Here is an 18,465-nt window from a genome sequence, read left to right as displayed (position 1 = left end):
CATGACGAGTAGGAACCAGGCAGAAGTTACCCAAACCGTGATCCTCCCGCAGTCGCGGGACGCGCTGTTTCTCACCCTCGGCTTCAAAGACGGCGGCGAGGAGGCGGCGCTGGAGGTGCTCTCTAGCTTGTCCAGCCTGACCAACGGTGTGGGCTTCCGCTACCCCAAGGCGCACCTGACCGCGGTGGCCGGCATTGGCGCGAACATGTGGGACCGCCTGTTCGCGCTGGACAAGCCGGAGCACCTGCACGAGTTCGTGGAGCTTCAGGGCGCGAAGCACCACGCGCCGTCCACCCCGGGCGATGTGTTCTTCCACATCCGCTCCGACGAGTTCGACGTCGCCTTCGAGCTGGCGCGCCGCATCAACGCGATCGTGGAAGACCACATCGACTACCACGACGAGGTCCACGCCTTCCAGTACCAGGACTTCCGCGACCCGCTCGGCTTCGTCGACGGCACCGAAAGCCCCCGCGGCCAGGAAGGCGTCGAGGTGGCGATCATCCGCGACGGCATCTGGAAGGGCGGCAGCTACATCGTCGAACAGAAGTACGTGCACAACCTGAAGGACTGGAACGACCTGCCGGTGACGGAGCAGGAGCAGGTCATCGGCCGCACGAAGCACTCCGACATCGAGCTGGACGAGAAGGCACCGAACAGCCACGTCGCCGTTAACCAGGTCGAAGACGAGGACGGCAACGGCCTCGAGATCGTGCGCAACAACCTCTCCTTCGGCGACGCGCTGGGCAAGCAGGGCACCTTCTTCATGAGCTACGCCCGCGACCCGCGTGTCACCGAAGCGATGCTGCGCCGGATGTTCATCGGCGAGCCGGAGGGCAACTACGACCGCATCCTGGACTTCTCCGAGGCGTTGACCGGCTGCAACTTCTTCGCCCCGCCGCGCGTGTTTTTGGACCACTGCGCCGACTACGCGCACCCGCACCTGCGCGGCGAGGGCGGCGAGGAGCCGAACCAGCCGGCGATCAACCTGCCGCAGGGCAAGGCCGTCTTCCCGGACCGCGCGGACGTGCCCACCTCCCACAACGCGGAGGACGTCGCGGCGGCGAAGGCGCGCTTCGAGGGCGCGCTACGCAGGGAGCAGTAGCTTTACGACGAGCCCGCCCCCGGCCCGGGGCGCCAACTCGAGCGAACCGCCGTGGGCCTCTGCAATCGCCTTGACCAGGGCAAGGCCGAGCCCGTGGCCGGAACCCGAGGTGCGGCAAGCGCGGGCGAACGGCTCGGTCCAGGTGGCGACCTCCGCCGGTTCGAGCTGATCGCCGCCGGATTCGACGGTGATCTCGGCGCCGGCCCCGACGCGCCGGAGCGTGATCGACCCGCCGGTGCCGTGGATGGCGGCGTTGCGCGCGAGGTTGTCCACGGCCTGGCGGATCAGGGTGGGGGAGGCCTCGACCGTCAGGGGTGTTGCATCCACGGGCATGCTGTGGGCGGCGCCGACCTCGCGGCACACCGCGGCCAGATCGACGGGCGCGCGGTCGCGGACCTGCACATTGGCCAGCTGCAGCAGCGAAGAGACGGTCGCGGCGTTGCGGGCGTTGACCTCGCGGATCCGGCCCAGCGCCGGGCGTAGCTCGGCGTCGTCGCCGGAAAGCGCCACGTCGGCGATGGTCTGGATCGTCGCGATCGGGGTCTTCAGCTCGTGCGAGGCGTTGGCGGCGAAGCGGCGCTGGCGATCGACGGCGTCGGCGAGCTCATCGAGCATGGCGTTGAGGGCCTCAGCCAGCTCGCCGACCTCGTCGCGGGGGCCGTCGTAGTCGATGCGGGCTTTCAAGTCGCCGCGGGTGACGGTGCGGGCGTCGTCGGCGATCGAGCGCAGCGGGGTGATCACCAGCCCCGCCACGAACCAGCCCACCACGCCTGCCAGCGCGGTGAGCAGCGCCAGCGCACCCAAAGAGGCGAGGAGGATGCGGCGCAGGATCTCGTCGGTGACGGGCACGGCGCCGTCGATGACCACGCCGTCGTCCGCACCCGGGAACGACGCCATCACCGGCACCGGGGTGAGCTTCAAATACGCGTACACCAGGCCGATCAGCGCCAGGCCGACGCCGAGGACGGTGGCCACGAACATCACCGTGATCCGCGCCCGCAGGCTCAGCCTCATCGCTCGGCCTCCGCCACGTAGTAGCCGGCGCCGGTGACGGTGTGCACGATGCGCGGCTCGCCGAGTTTCTTGCGCAGGTGCGACACCGTCACGCGCGGGGAGTTGGTGAACGGGTCCGCGTTTTCGTCCCACGCCTCCGCCAGCAGGTCCTCGGCGGAGATCACCCCGCCGCCGGCTTCCATGAGCACCTTGAGTACCGCGAACTCCTTCGGGCTGAGGCTCACCGGCGCCTCGCCGCGGGTCACCTCGCGACGGAAGGTGTCCAGGCGCACGTCCCCGCAGCGGTACACCTCGCCGCGCGCCGGCGCGTTGCGCTTGGCCAGGGCTTTCACCCGCGCCACCAGCTCCGGCAACTCGAACGGCTTGGCCAAGTAGTCGTCGGCGCCGAGGTCGAAGCCCTCCAGACGGTCGTTCAAGGTCCCGGACGCGGTCAGCATGATCACCCGCGTGGCGGGCTGGGTCTCCACGACGTGCCTGCACACCACGTCGCCGTGCACCCCGGGCAGGTCCCGATCAAGTACGACGACGTCGGGCGGCAGCTCGTCGATAAGCTTCAGCGCCTCGAACCCGTCGTAGGCGACGCGGGTCTGCATGCTGGCGCGCGCAAGGCCGGTGGCGATGGCGTCGGCGAGGAAGGCCTCGTCGTCCACGATAAGCACCCGAATTGTCATGGTTGCGATCGTATGCGCCGCGATGTTGCGCCGGTGTAAACATCCGCGTTAACGCGGGCGCAACACCCGGGTTCGTAGCTTCAAGCGGCATGCAGACCAGAATCGTTGGAATCGACGCGGCCCGGGCGGTGGCGCTTGTCGCGATGATCGTCGCGCACCTGACCGTGCCGGGCGGCATTCAAGCGCAGCTGCTGTTCGGCTTCCCCGCGGGGCTCTTCGCGTTCCTCGCCGGGGTGTCCATGGGGCTGATGCGCGCCCGGCCGGCGCAGTTCGTGGTGCGCGGGGCGTGCCTCGTTGCCCTGCACTTCGCGCTTGATCCGTTCTCCGGGACCATCGAGGTGGTTCTAGGCACGATCGGGGTCTGCATGATCGTCCTCGCGTGGGCGCCGAAGCTGGATTCGGCGTGGCTGGTGTGGCTCGCCTTCGCCGGCACGTTGGGCTCGGCGGCGCTCGCGCCCTCGAGCTCGCCGTACCCGCCGCTGATGTGGGCGGTGCTCATGGTCGCGGGAATCCTGTTCGCGCGCCACATGCCGCTGCGCATCGGCGCACTCGTCGGGTGTGTGTTGTTCGCGGCCGACCTTGCACTGCGTTGGTGGGTGCCGTTGCCTCCACTTCTGGACGCCACCGGCCACACCGGCGGGCTAGCCGATGTGGTGGGGACCGCCGGGGCGTCGATAGGCATCTGCTCCCTGTGCTGCCTGGCGGGGCGCTGGCTGGGGTGGCTCGCGCCGCTGGGGCGGATGACGCTGACCCTGTATTGCCTGCACGTGCTGAGCGCGCAGTGGGTCGGGGCGTGGGCGAGCGTGATCGGCGCCGTGGTGATCGCGTACGGCTGGCTCGCCGTGTTTCAGCGCGGGCCGCTGGAAAGTATTGTTCGCCGCCTCACGGCGGTGGTCGGAAAGGAAAATAATGAAAAAGTTGGCAATTAGTGTTGCAGTTGGTGTCGCTATGGCGGCGCAGCCGGCGTGGGCGATGGACTCCGAACAATTCGCCGGCGACGCGGCTGAAGCGCAGCCCGTGGTCTCGGTGCGAGTGGACGACTCCGACCCCGACGACGGCGTGTGCACCGGCACCGCCATCGACCCGCACTGGGTGATCACCGCCCGCCACTGCGTCGAGGCGGCCGCCAAGCCGGGCGGCTCGGTGCGCACCGGGCAGGGCGAGGACCAGAAAGTGTTCCAGGTGGACCGCCACGAGGTCGCGCCCCGCGGCGACATCGCGCTTTTGCACACCACCGAAGACATGGGGCTTTCCTCCTACGCCTCGGTTGCGGACACGGTGCCGTCGGGCGAGGTGAACATCTACGGCTGGTCCTCCGACGGCTCCGGCGGTTCGACCAAGCTGCCTGCCGCGGAGGCGACGGTGCGCGGGGAATCGCCGCTCGCGCTTTTCGACGCTCCGACCGCCCTCGACGTAGCCCTAAACGACGGCGCGCGGATTCAGCCGGGCGACTCCGGTGGCGCAATCTTCTCCGAAGGCAAGGTCGCCGGCGTCATGTCGGCCGGCCTGTTCGAGGACCCGGAAAACCCCACCGAGGAGGAGATGACCTCGAACGCCGCGGTGGCGGTGGCGCCGGTGGCGGAGCAAGCCGAATGGATCCGCGGCGTGGTCGCGGGTTCGGCGGATGCTGGGGCTTCCAGCGAGTCCTCGGAGCCCGCCGCCTCCCTGCGCTACGTGGTGCTCGGCCTTGGCGCGCTCGCGCTGGTGGCGGCCGGCCTGTTCATGGCCACCCGCCGTAAGCAAGAGGGCTAGCGCTTAGCGACGGGCCCCAGCACCCGATCCACCGCGAACGGGAACAGCAGGGCCACCAGGTTCGCGAGCCCGAAGGCACCCGCGATTGCGACGGGAATGATCCAGCCGAGGTCGCCGGAGCTCGAGCCGCCGGTGTTGGGTTTTGCGGGCTGCTCGGGCTGGTTCGGCTCTGCGGGCTTGTTCGGCTCGGGCTTGGCCTGGTCCGCGGCGGCCGCAACCTCGACCGGGACGGTGACCTCGGTGCCGGCGTCGGTGGTGATGCGCAGCTCCTGGGTGCCCGACATCCCCGCCGGGATGGTCAGCTTCACGGTGGCGGTGCCGTACTCGTTGGCGGTCATGTCGCCGTTGTTGGGGGAGATGGTGGCGGAACCGGAGGCGTCGCCAAGCGTTGCGGTTGCAGTGGTGGCGGCCTCGCCCTTGTCGAAGAGCAGGGAGCTGAGCTCGATGGTTGCCTCCTTGCCCGCGGTGAGCGGGGCGGGGAGGTGGACGCCCACGTTGGACTGGCCGGTGCGCTGCTTCTGGCCGGAGCTGAGCGCCTCCACCAGCGCGTTGAGGTCCACGTAGCCGAGGTTCGCGGGCTCGGAACCCTTGGTGAAGGCCTTGAAGTTGTCGCCGCCGGCGAGCAGGAAGGTCGAGCCGGCCACCACGTAGGTCTTCTCCGGGTCGATCGGGGCGCCGTCGACGGTGACCGAGGTGATCTTGGAACCGACCGGCGCGTCCGGGTCGTAGGTGTAGGAGACGTTGTCGGAGATGCCCAGAGGGAACATGGGGCGGTCCGGGTCGTCGCGCCACTGCTCCTCCAGCGCCTGCACCACGTCCGAGCCCTTCAGCTCGACGTAGGTGTTTTCGCCGCCGAACGGCTGGACGGAAAACGCCTGCTCGTAGGTGACGTCGCCGGCCTCGAGCTCCGCGCGGACGCCGCCCGCATTCATCACGCCGATGTCGGCGGTGACCGACGAGTTCTTGGTCACACCCTGGCGCGTTGCCTCGGCGATGTAGTTGTTGAGCTGGGACTCCTTGTCTCCAGCCTTGTACAGGTCCTCGTCCGCGTGCCCGATGACCTTCTTGCCCTCGGTGCCGGCCTTATCCAGGGCGTCCTTGACTACGGCGTCGATTTCGGGCTGCGGGGTGTCGCAGGCGCGGATCGTGTCGGCGTCGAGAAGCTCGGCGTGTTTCACTGTCAGCTTCTTGGCGGCGTGGTCGAAGCTCAGATCCACGTTGGCGAGGTTGGTGCCGTTGGAGCCGGCCTGGATCAACAGCGGCTTCTCGCCGGCGGGCTCGATGGACTGGTGGGAGTGGCCGAGGAACGCCACGTCGACGGCGTCGGAGAACTCGTCGGCCTTGATGCCGCCTTCGTGCACGAGCGCGATGACCACGTCGGCCTCGCCGCTACTCTTCAGCTTCTCTGCGAGCTCGTTCGTGGTTGCGACGGGGTCGTTCCATTCGATGCCCTCGATGGATGTCGGGTTGACCAGGTTCGGCATGTCGTCGGTGATGGTGCCCACGAAGGCGACCTTCGCGCCGTCGAGGTCCTTGACCACGTAGTCCTTCGTGTTCTTCACAGTCTTGGCGTTGGCGGCGAGGTAGTCGAAGTCCGCGGCCTTGGTGACGCGGTTGGAGAAGTCGTCGGCGCCCTCGTCGAGTTCGTGGTTGCCCAGCGCGGAGACCTGCAGGTTCATCAGGTTGAGGATGTCCAGAGTGGGGGCGTCGTTGAGCAGCTTGGATGCGAAGGGGGAGGCGCCGATGTTGTCGCCGGCGGAGGTGAAGACGTGCGTTTTACCTTCGGCGGCCTTGTCCACGGCGCACTTGAGGTGGGCCGCGCCGGGCACGAACTTCGTTTCCTCCCAGTAGCCGTGGAAGTCGGTGACGTTGGAGATGGTGAACTCGGAGGTCTCGGCCGCCAGCGCCGCCGGGGTGAAGGGCGTGAAGGCGGCAGCGAGGGCGGCGGTGGTGGTCGCGGTGACCAGCTGGATGCGGAAGCGGGCGGACACGAGGGGCCTTTCTCTTGGTCGGGTTGTGTGAGAGCAACCTTAGAAAGGCCGTTTTGCGGTGAGGTTTCTTTCAGGTGAATTCTGGGTAGCGGACGAGAAGGTCGTCGGCGATGACGGCGCCGTCGTTCAAGGTTGCATTGCTTATCGACGCCCCCTCCGCCGTCATCCTCATAATGTGGCCCACCTCATCCCCGTGGGCGATGAGGTGGTCGGCGATGATGCGGCGGTGGCAGCGCCACCACACCGCTTCGGAGCACATCACGGCGGTGGGGATTTCGGCGGCGTGGTCGCGCAGTTCGGCGAGGGCGTCGGCGAATTCGCTTCCGAGAGCGTGGTCGGCGTAGTTGTGGAAGCTGCGGTTGCGCCAGTTGCCGTTGACCTCGAAGGGGACGGTGCGCGAAACGTTGCGGCGGCCGGTGAGGCCCTCGCTGCGGCTGTAGGCGATGCCGTGGGTGGGCAGATGCGCGGCGAGGTGGTCGTCGTTGAACCACGGGTACTTGCGGGACCCGGGGAGTTTGCGCACGTCAACGATGGACTTCACCCCGGCGGCGGAAAGCATCGCGGTGAAGTCGTCGAAGTCGAGGTTGGAGTGGCCCACGGTGTAAATGCGCATGCTGGCCACGCTACGCCCGACGCAATCACACTCGCATCGGTGTCCAAGTGTCTTTCATCGGTGGGTGGTCGGGCGGGTAAAACGCGGGGTCGCGGCCAGTGTGTTTGGCGCACTCGCACCTGCCCTTTGCGGCATAGATCCTGCTCACCGCCGAATGTTTCGCCGGGACCGATTGGTTGAATTTGAGTGGGTCACTCGGTCGCCGTCGGAACCCTGACCTGCCTGTATTCGGGTCGAAATCCATGTACCCCTTGTTAAAGGAGCCGTCCCTGTGGTCGTTGTTGCACCTGTGGTGCTCGCGACATAGCCCGGTGAGGTTTTCGATGTCGGTGTTTCCACCTTTGATCCAGGCGAGGATGTGGTGGGCCTCGCACTCCGACATGGCCGCGGTGCACCCGAGCCAGAAGCAGACCCCTTGCACCGCAAACATGGCGATGCGCTGGGCCACTGACGCCAGCCGGCTGGTGCGTCCCATCCACAGCGGCACGGAGCTGACCCCGTCGACTTGCAGCAGGAAGTCGGTTGTGCCGTCCATGCCCTGGCGCACGAGGTCGAAGCAGTCCACTTCGATGCCGGTGTTGGTGTCGAAGAGCATCGCGGCGTCGCCGTCCGCGAGGTCGTTGAGAGTCATTGCAAGTACGACGGACGCGGCCCCGTCGTTAGCCTTTTGGCACTTTTCCTCGTACTGCTCGAAGATGGCGAAGAACTGGTCGAATCGGCGTTGCTCCGGTGTGCGCGCATCCGCCTCGCCCTGCAGTTCCTCCGGCAGGTTCGAGTTCGGCGCCAGCCCCTTGTCCATGTGCGCCTTCATCAGTGCGGCGTGGCTGGCGGTGGCGTTGATGTGGATGTCCACCATGCCGTCTGCCTTGCGACGGCCAAAGGTGGCACTCCTCTTTTCAAACCCGGCGTTCGGGTTGGAGTGGGGCGCGTGCTTCCGGTTCGCCGCGTTCACCTCCTTGCGCACGAACAGGCGCAGGTCTTCGGGGCTGCGGTGCAGGGCCTCTTCCATTGCCTCGGCGTGGATGCGGGTGTGCTCGCAGGACGCGGCCTTGAGCAGCTTGTCCAGTTCGCGGCGGATAATGTCCTGCTTCTCGGCGCTGACCTTCGACGAGTTCTCGCGCGCCTTCTTCTGGCGGGTGCGTTCTTCTTCAGCGGCAGCCTCCGCAGCGGCCTCGGCGTCCTCACCGGCCATGTCGAACAGGTCCTCCACGTCCTCGGGCGGGGGAGGGGTGGGCTCCGGCGGTGCGCCGTACAGCAACCGGCCGCGCTCGAGACGGTTGTAGGCCTCGCTCTTGGAAAGGTCCAGGCACTGCTGCAGGTACGCGTTCGGGTAGTTGGCGCCGACTGTGCGTCCGGCATCGTCCCGGTCGGCGATGAAGGCGAATGCTGCGTCGATAGATGCCTTCTTTTTGAACTGCTCCTCCAAGCGCTCCATGTCGTGCCGGACGTCCTCAAATACGAGGGCGGAGGGGTCCTCGAACAGCGTGCTGAGCGTGCGCAGCGCTGAAGAAATCTCGTCGACGCACCGGGTGATCTCGCTGGTCATGGCCCCCTCCTTCCTGCCGGGAGTGCGGTTGTTTGAAAGTGATGAACTCAATCTAACAACGCGCCCGACACGGTCATTCGAAAATAGAACAGCCGTTCGAAAGGGGGATTAATTTAGCACTTCAATGCCCACTTCGGCGTTGTCGTTGAGCATGAGCTGGCTGCCGAAGGGCAGGCTCATGTCGGACGAGTACGAGAAGTGGTTAGGTGGAACCCGCAGCCGCACCCGCTTTCCTACGTATTCGTCCCAGCCGTTGGTGTGATCTGAGGTTCCGAAATCCCAGTGCTGCACGGACCCGAGGCGGGCGAAAGGACTTTCCTGTGCCACCTGGCTTCCGGCCTTAGTCGCTGTGATGTTGGCAGGGGAGTCGAAGACCAGCACGTAGTACACGTTGTCCGGGTCTTCGTTGGCCGGAGCAGGGCGGCCCTTCCGGGCCTGCTCGGTCGACCACGCCTCCACGTTGCCGGTGACGAGCAGGTCACCGTTCGAGTCGACGACTACCGGCGCGTCTTCCGCAGGGCTATCGGCAGGTGCATCTTCTTCGGCTGGTGCTTCGGGCGCGGCCTCAGAAGTTTCGACTGGTGCCGAATCCTCGCCCGACTCCACAACCTCACCCGAATCCGGATCCACCCACTGCGTGGACGTGACCACCACGGTTTCGCGCTCGCCACCCCCAGCGCAACCCGAAACCAGCCCGACAGAACCAACCACACCCAGCGCCACCGCGCGTCGCAACATCATGCACCCACTCTAACCGCCGGGCACAGGAAACTCGCGGCTATTTCTCAAGCTCTTTGCGGCGCTCGACAGCGAGCTTCAGCCGCTCGGCGCGATCGGTCCTTTCCTTCTCCAACAGTTCTTCGAGGACCTCGTCCTCCTCGTCGGAGATGTCAAAGACGGCGTACCAAGCGACCGCGAGAATACCCACCACCGGCCACACCACCCAGGCGTAGTCCAGGTCGAACCCGATCTGCAGCACAAAAAATACCGCCAGGCCGCCGATCAACGTGGTGTAGATCGCGGTGTCCATCTTTCGCTTCGCTGCGAGTTTCTCATCCAGTTCGACCTCGGGCGGTGTCCGTTTATCCAATGCGACCGGTTCGGCCGGGAGGTCGTCGAAAAGCATTGAAAGCTCCCCGCGCGTGCGCGCAACTGCGGCTTGACCTGTGCGTTCTTCGAACTCTCCCACATCCAGGTAACCGTCTGCGAACAGTGTGCCCAGCCGGTCCAGCGCGTCCGAGCGCTCGGCGTCGCCCACGCGGATTTCGTCCATTATCGCTCCCAACTTGCACTTGCCCCTGCGGCAAGCTGTTCAATCGCAGTCATGACAGATGGTATCGAGTACACGATCGGCGAGGCCGCCGAGGCTCTCGGGGTTTCCACCAAGGCGTTGCGCCACTGGGAGGCGCTCGGCCTCATCGCACCCGCGCGCACGTGGTCCGACCACCGCGTTTACAGCGAGGCGGACCTCGAGCGCGGCGCGGCCATTGCCCTCTACCGCGGAGTCGGCGTGCCGCTTGCGCAGATCGCGCAGCTTCTCGACGCCTCCGGGGCCGCCCTCACCCGCGCCCTCAAGCACCACCAAGAAGCACTCGCTTCTCGACGGCGCACGCTCGACGCCCAACTCACATCTGTCCAGCACCTCATTGACAACGCAACGAAAGGATCTATCGACATGGACGCAATGAAGAAGTACCTCGGCGAAGATATGCCTACCTACCAGGAAGAAGCCGAACAGCGCTGGGGCGATACCCCGGAGTGGGCGCAGTCCCAGGAAAAGCTCGCTCAAATGGGCGAGGGTGACTTCAAACGCCTCCAGGAAGAACAGGACACGCTCGCCACGGACTTGGTCAACGCCCGCGCCGCCGGCGTAGCGCCCGGCTCGCAGGAAGCCGAAGACCTGGTGGAGCGCCACCGAGCAAGCATCGCCCAGTGGTACGACGTCACCCCGGCGCGCCAGCTCATCCTCGCGCGCATGTACGTGGATGACCCCCGCTTCCACGAAGCCTACAACGGCGCCCAGGATTACCTGCTGGAGCTGGTCACCGCCCACGCCGCAGCTCAGGGCGTGGACGTGGACAACCCGCAGTGGGGCTAACCACGCCCCCCTTGTCCTCCCTACACGGGGCAGACCACGGGCACACCGGCGTCGTCTAGGACGCGGGCGCGGAAGCCGTAGACGTCTTCGAGCAGGTCGGGAGTGAGCACCGCATGGGGTGTGTCTTGGCCGACGAGGCGGCCGGACTTGAGCACGAGTAGCTCGTCGCAGTAGCGGGCGGCGAGGTTCAGGTCGTGGATGGCCACCAGCGCCACCCGGTCGGTCCCGCGGACCTCGTCGCAGATGAGCTGGAGCAGTTCGACTTGGTGGCGTAGGTCGAGGGCGGACGTGGGTTCGTCGAGAAGCATGACGCTCGGCTCGCGCACCAGCATCTGCGCGACAGCGACGAGCTGGCGCTGACCACCCGACATGTCCGAGACCAGCCGGTCGGACAGATGCGTGATACCCAAACGGTGCATGACATCGGCGGTGCGCTCCAGCGGGTCCCACCCGTCGACGCCGCGGCGGCGGGCGGAGACCATGACCGATTCGAACGCGGTCAGCGTGGCGCTGCTCAACAGGTCCTGCGGCACGTAGCCGATCGCCTCCACGCGGTCCCTGCCGGTGAGCTCCGCGCCGTCCTTACTGATGGTCACCGACCCCGCCGTCGGCTTTTTAATCCCGGCGATGGCTTTCACTAGCGTCGACTTGCCGGCGGCATTGGGGCCGATCAGACCGACGACCGTCCCGCCCTCGAGCGGGCCGAACGACAACGAGTGCACGATGGTGGACCGTCCGTAGGAAACGGAGAGGTTCTGCGCGCTAACGGTCATGGTCTACGCCCCCTTCCGGCGGGCACGGGTGAAGATGAGGAACACGAAAAACGGCACGCCGACCAGCGAGGTGATGATGCCGATCGGGATGGCCAGGCCGGGGATGATAGACAGCGACACCGCGTACGCCAGGCTCAGCAGCATCGCGCCCGCAGCGGCCGCGGCGGGGAGGAAAAACTTCTGGTCCTCGCCCACGAGCATGCGCGCCACGTGGGGCCCGACGAGCCCGATGAACCCGATGATGCCGGTAAACGCCACAGACGCGGCCGCCAAAAACGATGCGACGAGCAGGGTGGCAAGGCGCAGGCGTTTGACGTCGATGCCGAGAGCGGCGGCGCGGTCGTCTCCAAGCCGCAGCGCGGTCAGGCGCCACGCGTTGGCCACGCAGAACGGGATCGCCGCAGCGAGGACAACAGCGAGGATGATGTTCGCTGTCCAGTTTGCGCGCTGCATCGACCCCATAGTCCAGAAAACGATCTGCTGTAGCGCCTCAACGTTGGCGCCGTACTGCAACAGCGACAGCAAAGCCTGGAAGAAGAAGGACAGCGCGATGCCGAGCAGGATCATCGACTCGGCCGTGGCGCCGCGCCACACAGAAGCGCCCGCCACAATCGCTACGGCGATCAGCGCCGCCAGCGCAGCGGTGGCGGCGAGGTTGAACTGCGGGTTGGCCGCCAGCGACCAGCCCATCACGATGGACAGCGCGGCGCCGAACGCCGCTGCGGCCGAAATACCGAGGGTGAACGGCTCCGCCAGCGGGTTATCCAAAATCGTCTGCATCTGCCCGCCCGCTAGCCCCAGCGCGGCACCGCACAGCACCGCCATCACCGCGGCTGGCAGGCGCAGCGTGCGAATCACCACCAGGGTCTGCTCGTCCACCCGCTCCGGGTGGAACACCGCGTTAAATACGTCGGCCACGGCGATGTTGATCGGGCCGACCACAACGGCGAACAGAAAGCTCACCACTACCGCGACCAGCAGACCAGTAATGGCGAAGGACTTCTTCCGCCCGCGCTTGAGGTAGCTATCAATCGCGGCCCGGCGGGCGTCCTCGGCCACGTCGGGTTTCGCGGGCACGTGCGTGGTCATGCCCTACATCGCCTCCGGGTGCGCGGGGTCGACGAAGAACACGCCGCTGTAATCGAACGGCAGCCACTCCTTGTGGAAGTCCTTGAAGTCCTGCGCCGGGTCCAGGTCCGCGAACTCCTCCGGGTGCAGCCACTTCGCAAACGCCTCGAGGGCGAACACGTTGAAGGGGTTGTCGTAGAACTGGTGGTAGATGGCGAAGTAGTTGCCTTCCTTTGGTGCGTCGAGAAGCTCCATGCCCGGCTGCTGCAGCGGGCCTTCGCACGTTTCGAGCACGAGGTCGGGGTTGGACTGGTAGCCCAGCTCGACGTGGCGGAAGGTGTCCGCCTTGTTCGGGTCGCGCGCCCACTCGCCGCCGGTGACGATGAGCTTGTCGGGATTGAGCTCGACCAGCTTCTCCGGGGTGAGTGTCTTCGTCTCTGGGCCGAGCACCTCGGGGCCCAAGTTGTGTCCGCCAGCTGCGGTGATCAGCGTGCCCAGGTGCACATCCCCGGCGACGGCGCAGCAATCGCTGAACCCGGCGGCAGTCCACAGCAGCACATCCGGCTTATCGACGATCTTCGCCGCCCGGTCAGTGATCTCCTTGACCTTGGCCTGGTAGAACTCGTTGTACTTCTGCGCACGCTCGCTCTGGCCGAGCAGGTCGCCCAGCAGCTGCATGGACACCGTGGTGTTTTCCAGCGGCTTCTGGCGGAAATCGATGAACGCGTAGGTGATGCCCGCCGCGTCCAAATCGGAGATGAAGCCGCTTTCTTCCACGGACTTCTTCTGGTCCAGCGTCATGATCACCACGTCCGGCTTCTGCGCCAGCAGGTTCTCAACGGTGACGTCGCCCTTGTGGATCATGCCGATCTCCGGCATGTCCTTCGCCTCCGGCTGCATCTCGAAGAGCTTCTCGCGGAACGCCCCGGCCGCCTTTTCCAAGTCCTGGCCATAGGCGACAACATTGTTCAGCGGATTGTCCTGTAGCAGGGCAGTGGCGTACGCCGCGCGGCCTTCCGCCAGCACGATGCGCTCCGGCAGTTCGTCGAACTGGAGCGTGCGGCCGGCGGCGTCGGTGACGGTCACCGCGCCCTCAGCGGATCGGGTCTGAGTTGAGGCAGCGGCGCCGCTCGCCCCTGTGCTGACTTCGGTGCTGATATCGCTGGTTTCATTGCCGGCAGTGGAGGCCGTCTCGGCGCCGGTGCAGGCGACCAGCCCGCAGACGGTGGCGAGTGAGACGGCGAGGGTGCCGATCCGGTGTGAACGTTTCACCACGTTTCCCTTCGTTAGGTGATGTTAGCCTAAGCTAAGTTGCAGGAACTATGGCGACACTAAGGTAAGCCTAAGCTGAATGTCAACTGTTGCGGGGGGAGGCGGGGGCGCGGACCTAAGCGCTCTTGCCCTTCTTCGCGGACTTCTTCCCGGAACCAGATTTCCCGCCGCCGTCGCGCTTATTTAGCGACGCCTTCAGCGCGGCCATGAGGTCCACCACGTTGTCCTTGTCGTCACCCGAGCCATCCGAGTCATCAGCGCCGAACGTGGCCTCGGTGTCCAGGGTCTCGCCCTCCTCGAACTTCGCGTCGATGAGTTTGCGCAGCTCCGCCTGGTAGTCGTCCTCGAACGCTTCGGGCGTGAAGTCGGAGGCGTAGGACTCCACCAGCTGCTTGGACAGCTTCAGCTCCTTCTCGCCGATCTTCGCCCGGGATTTCGTGCCTTTGAATTCGTCGTCGAAGTCGAGCTCGCGTACCTCGTCGGCCCACATCAGCCCCTGCAGCACGATGACCTTGTTCACCACCCGAAGCACGCCCAACCTGGTCTTTTGCCGCAGGGCGAATCGCACCACGGCGATCAGCTCCGAATCCAGCAAGGTCTGCCGCAGCAGTAGGTACGACTTCGGCGTCTTGCCCTCGGGCGCCAGGTAGTAGGACTTCTCCAGCATCAACGGGTCGATCTGGTCCGCGGGCACAAACTGCACGACTTCGATCTCGTCGTTGTCGGCTTCGGGCAGGGAGTCGAAGTCCTCGTCGGTGATCACGACGGTGTCGCCGTCTTCCTCAAACGCTTTGTCGATGTGTTTGTACTCCACCTTCTCGCCGCAGACCTCGCAGCGCCGCTCGTAGCGGATGCGCCCGCCGTCTTTGTCGTGGACTTGGTGGAATGACAAATCGTGGTCCTCGGTTGCCCCGTACGCCTTGACGGGGACGTTGACAAGGCCGAATGTGACGGAACCGGTCCAAACTGCGCGCATGCGCTTCACTCTACGCACGCCTCTACAGTGGGGTCATGGGCAATGACCAGAAGGTCCGCGTCGGCGGCCGCGAGCTCACCGTGAGCAACCTGGACAAGGTGCTCTACCCGGTCACCGGCACGACAAAGGCCGATGTCATGCGCTACTACCAGGCGGTCGCCGACGTGCTCGTCCCGCAGGTCAGGTGGCGTCCGGTGACCAGGAAGAGGTGGCCCGAAGGCGTCGATAAGCAAAGCTTCTTCCGCAAGGACCTCGAGGATTCCGCGCCCGCGTGGGTGCCCACCGGCACCATCCAGCACACCACGAGCGTCAACGCGTATCCGCTTATCGACGGCTCCGCCACCCTCGCGTGGCTTTCCCAAGTCGCGGCACTCGAGCTGCACACCCCGCAGTGGCGCTTCGGCGCGGACGGCAAACCGCAAAACCCGGACCGGCTGGTGTTGGACCTGGACCCGGGCCCCGGCGTCGAACTACACGACACTGCCGAGGTGGCGCTGATGTGCCGCGGGATCCTCGAGGACATGGGGCTGACCTGCGTGCCGGTGACCTCCGGGTCCAAGGGCTTCCACCTGTACGCGGGGCTGGACGGCACCAGCGACGCAGAGGCAGTGACCGAGGTGGCCAAAACCCTCGCGCAGCACCTGCAGCGCGCACACCTGGACCGCATCACCGCCGTCATGGCGAAGGCGGAGCGCACGGGGCGCGTGTTCATTGATTGGAGCCAAAACAACGGGAAGAAGACCACCATCAGCCCGTACTCGCTGCGTGGCCGGGAGCGCCCCACCGTGGCGGCGCCGCGCACGTGGGAGGAGATCGCGGACCCGGCGTTGCGGCAGCTGGAGCTCGACGAGGTCATCGCGCGGGTGGAGGACGGCCTCGACCCGATCGCCGACCTTGGAGCAGCGGGGGAGGACCGGCTGGCCACCTACCGCTCCATGCGCGACAAGGACAAGACCGGCGAACCCGTGCCCGACGCGGCGCCCCAACCGCGCGACGGCGAACCGATCTTCGTCATCGGCGAGCACGACGCCTCCCACCTGCACTGGGATTTCCGCCTGGAGCACGACGGGGTGCTTGTTTCCTGGGCGGTGCCGAAGGGCCCGCCGCTGGACACGGACGTCAACCGCCTCGCAGTGCAGACCGAGGACCACCCGGTCGAGTACGCCGAGTTCGAGGGCACCATCCCGAAGGGCCAGTACGGCGCGGGCACGGTGAAAATCTGGGACATCGGCACCTGCGAGATTGAAAAGTGGCGCGACAACGAAGTCATCGCCATCCTCCACGGCCGCGACGGCGGCGGCTTGGGCGGCATCCCGCGCCGCTTCGCGCTGATCCGCACCGACGAGAAGAATTGGCTGCTCAAGCTCACACGCAGCCAACCCAGCGCCGCGCCCAGTGCAACACCGCTGGCGCCGATGCTGCCCACCGCGGCCACCCGCGGCGACATCACCCTCGAACAACAAGACGGCGCCGAGTTCACCTACGAGATGAAGTGGGACGGCTACCGCATCCTCGCCGACGTCGGCGACACGGTCCGCCTCCGCAGCCGCAGTGGCAAGGACTACACGCACCTGTTCCCGCACACGGACGAGCTCGCGCAATTGCTTGTCGACGGCGGCCGCGTCGACGGTGAACTCGTCGCCCTCGACGAAGGCGGCAGGCCAGACTTTTCCGCCTTGCACCGCGCCGACCAACACGGCACGAACGCAAACTTGCAGTACATGGTCTTCGACCTGCTGCGCCTGGGCGGGCGCGACCTCACCCATGAGCCCTGGCGCACCCGCCGCGAGCTGCTCGAGCAACTCACCGAGACCGAGCACGTGGTCATCCCGCCCGCGTACACGGGCTCCTTCGACACTGCGTGGCGCGCCGCCGAGGAGCTAGGACTGGAGGGCGTGGTGGCCAAGCGCACCGATTCCGCCTACGCGCCGGGGGAGCGCTCCCGCGCATGGCTGAAGGTCAAGCGCGCCCTGCACCAGGAAGTGGTGGTCGTGGGCGTGCGCACCGGCAAGCGCGGCATCGCCTCGCTGCTGGTTGCGGTGCCGGACGATACCGGCGAGCTGCGCTACGCGGGACGCGTGGGCACCGGCTTTTCCAACGCCCAGCTCACCGAGATCGGCCGCAAGCTGCGTCGCGTCGAGCGCACAACCCCGCCTATCGACATCCCCGTCTCCGACGCGAAGGATGCCTGGTGGGTGACCCCGAAGTTCGTCGCCGAGGTGCAGCTCGCGGGCGCGACCGCGGACAGGAAAATGCGCCAGGCATCATGGAGGGGTTGGCGCGAGGACAAGGACCCCGGCCAGGTCCGCTGGGAAGTGTGAGGAGGAGAAGGTGTCGCCCGAGAATATTTTGCTGCGCCTGCCCGAGGCGCAGGAGCAGGCCGTCCGCGCCATCTACGCCGAGCTCGCCGACCGCGGCTTTCCCCAGCAACACCAGCGCCCGCACATCTCCGTCACCTTCGCGCCCGCCATGCACCGCCGCGCCATCGCTGCGGCAAGCGACCTTTTGCCGCCTGTGTTGCCTGCAGCTTTACGACGTTCCGGGCTCGCCATCTTCGGCACCAAGTCCAAGCAGACCGTGGCCTGGCTGCTCGAGGCGCCGGAGGAGCTCGAGAGCGCAGCCCGAGCTGTCAGCGCCGCGAACCCGGATGGCCGCGGCGAGCGCTGGATCCCGCACCTGACCATGGGGCTACGCCTGCCCAAACGCACCGTGCCGGACTATATCGCCGCGCTGCAGGAGGTCACCTCCCCGCACTTCAAGGAGCTCACCGCGCAGCGGGCGGTGTTCTACCAGCCCAGTTTGGGCACTGAATTCGAGTTTTAGGGGCTAATCGTGGACGGGCGCAGCGCCGTCGATAGGCAATTGTGTGCCTGAGAGCGGCGCGTCGGACGCGGCGACGACGACGTTGCCGTAACCGCGGCCCGAAAAAGTGACCGCAGTGTGGGCGAAGACCAGCTGCAGCCCGGCAAGGGTGGCGCGGGTGTGCGGCAGGCCCGCCACATCGCCGACGTTGGCCACGAACAACCCGCCCGGCGTGAGCGCGCGGTGTGCGGCCCGGTAGAACTCCACCGTGGTCAGCGGGCGGGGAGTGTCGGGGCCGGCGAAGACGTCGCGCACGATCACGTCCACCGAGCCCGGCGCGAGCGCGTGGGTGAACGCGCGGGCTTCCGCCACCGCGATCTCCACGGGCGGATCGAACACCTCGCGCACTAGGCGCGCCAGCCCGCGGTCCAGCTCGACGGCGATGTTGCGGCTGTCCCACCGGTGCTGCACGTAGCTGGGCAACGCGCAGCCAGCCGCACCCAGGTGCACCGCGGCAAACGGCTCCGGCAAGTCCGCGGCCTCGATGAAGTCCGCGATCCATGCCATGTAGTCGTAGCCCAGCACCTCCGGCGCGCCGGGCACGACGTACGACGATGGCACCTGGTTGACTTCCAGCACGTATGCACCGTCCCGGTCCGGGTCCGCGACAATGGCGGCCGTGCCGGTGTCGATGGGGTAGGTGCCCGCGATGCGCCTCTTTGGGGCGCGTGGCTTGCGGCGATTGTTGGGCATGGGAGTATGCATACCTGTTGTGTGGTCGGTATCG

18 protein-coding genes are annotated in these 18,465 nt (G+C 66.6%); 6 read left to right on the top strand and 12 right to left on the bottom strand.

Translation table 11 applies throughout. The annotated features are described in order from the left end of the window. The first annotated feature begins 1 nt into the window (after position 1). Positions 2-1,102, top strand: coding sequence for a Dyp-type peroxidase (locus HMPREF2791_RS09265; RefSeq protein ID WP_083327958.1), 1,101 nt, complete (start codon positions 2-4; stop codon positions 1,100-1,102). On the opposite strand, the gene HMPREF2791_RS09260 is transcribed toward HMPREF2791_RS09265, so the two are convergent. Both HMPREF2791_RS09260 and HMPREF2791_RS09255 read right to left on the bottom strand, forming a co-directional pair. Beyond that, positions 1,085-2,116 (bottom strand): sensor histidine kinase, encoded by a 1,032-nt coding sequence (locus HMPREF2791_RS09260; RefSeq protein ID WP_070845117.1) that lies wholly within the window; start codon positions 2,114-2,116, stop codon positions 1,085-1,087. The two genes, HMPREF2791_RS09265 and HMPREF2791_RS09260, sit on opposite strands and share 18 nt — an antisense overlap. Further along, positions 2,113-2,781 (bottom strand): response regulator transcription factor, encoded by a 669-nt coding sequence (locus HMPREF2791_RS09255; protein WP_070845186.1) that lies wholly within the window; start codon positions 2,779-2,781, stop codon positions 2,113-2,115. The genes HMPREF2791_RS09260 and HMPREF2791_RS09255 overlap by 4 nt, the downstream gene beginning before the upstream one ends. Positions 2,782-2,876: 95 nt before the next feature. Between HMPREF2791_RS09255 and HMPREF2791_RS09250 the strand changes: the two genes are divergently transcribed. Together HMPREF2791_RS09250 and HMPREF2791_RS09245 are read left to right on the top strand one after the other, a co-directional pair. Beyond that, positions 2,877-3,716, top strand: a complete 840-nt coding sequence (locus HMPREF2791_RS09250) for a DUF418 domain-containing protein (RefSeq protein ID WP_070845116.1) — start codon at positions 2,877-2,879, stop codon at positions 3,714-3,716. Next, entirely contained in the window at positions 3,697-4,539 is an 843-nt protein-coding gene (locus HMPREF2791_RS09245; RefSeq protein ID WP_070845115.1) for a trypsin-like serine protease, read from the top strand. The genes HMPREF2791_RS09250 and HMPREF2791_RS09245 overlap by 20 nt, the downstream gene beginning before the upstream one ends. On the opposite strand, the gene HMPREF2791_RS09240 is transcribed toward HMPREF2791_RS09245, so the two are convergent. From HMPREF2791_RS09240 to HMPREF2791_RS09220, 5 genes are all read right to left on the bottom strand, one after another. Continuing rightward, positions 4,536-6,530 (bottom strand): bifunctional metallophosphatase/5'-nucleotidase, encoded by a 1,995-nt coding sequence (locus HMPREF2791_RS09240; RefSeq protein WP_070845114.1) that lies wholly within the window; start codon positions 6,528-6,530, stop codon positions 4,536-4,538. The genes HMPREF2791_RS09245 and HMPREF2791_RS09240 overlap by 4 nt on opposite strands. A 70-nt stretch (positions 6,531-6,600) precedes the next feature. Continuing rightward, a complete protein-coding gene (locus HMPREF2791_RS09235) occupies positions 6,601-7,143 on the bottom strand; it encodes a DUF488 domain-containing protein (protein ID WP_070845113.1) in 543 nt (180 codons plus the stop codon). A 25-nt stretch (positions 7,144-7,168) separates the two neighbouring features. After that, positions 7,169-8,689: an HNH endonuclease signature motif containing protein gene (locus HMPREF2791_RS09230; RefSeq protein ID WP_070845112.1), complete on the bottom strand. Its 1,521-nt coding sequence runs from the start codon at positions 8,687-8,689 to the stop codon at positions 7,169-7,171. Between the two features lie 108 nt (positions 8,690-8,797). Beyond that, on the bottom strand, positions 8,798-9,430 hold the full coding sequence (locus HMPREF2791_RS09225; protein WP_070845111.1) for a hypothetical protein: 633 nt from the start codon (positions 9,428-9,430) through the stop codon (positions 8,798-8,800). A 37-nt stretch (positions 9,431-9,467) separates the two neighbouring features. After that, a complete protein-coding gene (locus HMPREF2791_RS09220; protein WP_070845110.1) occupies positions 9,468-9,962 on the bottom strand; it encodes a DUF1707 SHOCT-like domain-containing protein in 495 nt (164 codons plus the stop codon). 51 nt (positions 9,963-10,013) lie between these two features. Between HMPREF2791_RS09220 and HMPREF2791_RS09215 the strand changes: the two genes are divergently transcribed. Next, entirely contained in the window at positions 10,014-10,787 is a 774-nt protein-coding gene (locus HMPREF2791_RS09215; RefSeq protein WP_070845109.1) for a MerR family transcriptional regulator, read from the top strand. Positions 10,788-10,807: 20 nt separating this feature from the next. On the opposite strand, the gene HMPREF2791_RS09210 is transcribed toward HMPREF2791_RS09215, so the two are convergent. The 4 genes from HMPREF2791_RS09210 to HMPREF2791_RS09195 all read right to left on the bottom strand — a co-directional run bounded on the left by HMPREF2791_RS09210 (position 10,808) and on the right by HMPREF2791_RS09195 (position 14,876). Beyond that, positions 10,808-11,560 carry an ABC transporter ATP-binding protein gene (locus HMPREF2791_RS09210; RefSeq protein ID WP_070845108.1) on the bottom strand — a complete coding sequence of 251 codons (753 nt, stop codon included), beginning with the start codon at positions 11,558-11,560 and terminating at the stop codon, positions 10,808-10,810. A gap of 3 nt (positions 11,561-11,563) precedes the next feature. Then, entirely contained in the window at positions 11,564-12,649 is a 1,086-nt protein-coding gene (locus HMPREF2791_RS09205) for a FecCD family ABC transporter permease (protein ID WP_070845107.1), read from the bottom strand. Between the two features lie 3 nt (positions 12,650-12,652). Beyond that, positions 12,653-13,900 (bottom strand): ABC transporter substrate-binding protein, encoded by a 1,248-nt coding sequence (locus HMPREF2791_RS09200; protein WP_070845106.1) that lies wholly within the window; start codon positions 13,898-13,900, stop codon positions 12,653-12,655. A gap of 115 nt (positions 13,901-14,015) precedes the next feature. Then, on the bottom strand, positions 14,016-14,876 hold the full coding sequence (locus HMPREF2791_RS09195; RefSeq protein ID WP_070475117.1) for a non-homologous end joining protein Ku: 861 nt from the start codon (positions 14,874-14,876) through the stop codon (positions 14,016-14,018). A 35-nt stretch (positions 14,877-14,911) separates the two neighbouring features. On the opposite strand from HMPREF2791_RS09195, the gene HMPREF2791_RS09190 reads away from it, so the two are divergent. Together HMPREF2791_RS09190 and HMPREF2791_RS09185 are read left to right on the top strand one after the other, a co-directional pair. Further along, positions 14,912-17,197, top strand: a complete 2,286-nt coding sequence (locus tag HMPREF2791_RS09190; protein WP_070845105.1) for an ATP-dependent DNA ligase — start codon at positions 14,912-14,914, stop codon at positions 17,195-17,197. Positions 17,198-17,207: 10 nt separating this feature from the next. Further along, positions 17,208-17,699, top strand: a complete 492-nt coding sequence (locus tag HMPREF2791_RS09185; protein WP_070845104.1) for a 2'-5' RNA ligase family protein — start codon at positions 17,208-17,210, stop codon at positions 17,697-17,699. Positions 17,700-17,702: 3 nt separating this feature from the next. On the opposite strand, the gene HMPREF2791_RS09180 is transcribed toward HMPREF2791_RS09185, so the two are convergent. Beyond that, positions 17,703-18,431, bottom strand: coding sequence for a spermidine synthase (locus HMPREF2791_RS09180; protein ID WP_070475054.1), 729 nt, complete (start codon positions 18,429-18,431; stop codon positions 17,703-17,705). Between the last annotated feature and the right edge of the window lie 34 nt (positions 18,432-18,465).

The organism is Corynebacterium sp. HMSC034A01 (assembly GCF_001838175.1).
GTDB lineage: Bacteria > Actinomycetota > Actinomycetes > Mycobacteriales > Mycobacteriaceae > Corynebacterium.
This window is presented reverse-complemented; position numbering and strand designations above follow the sequence as displayed.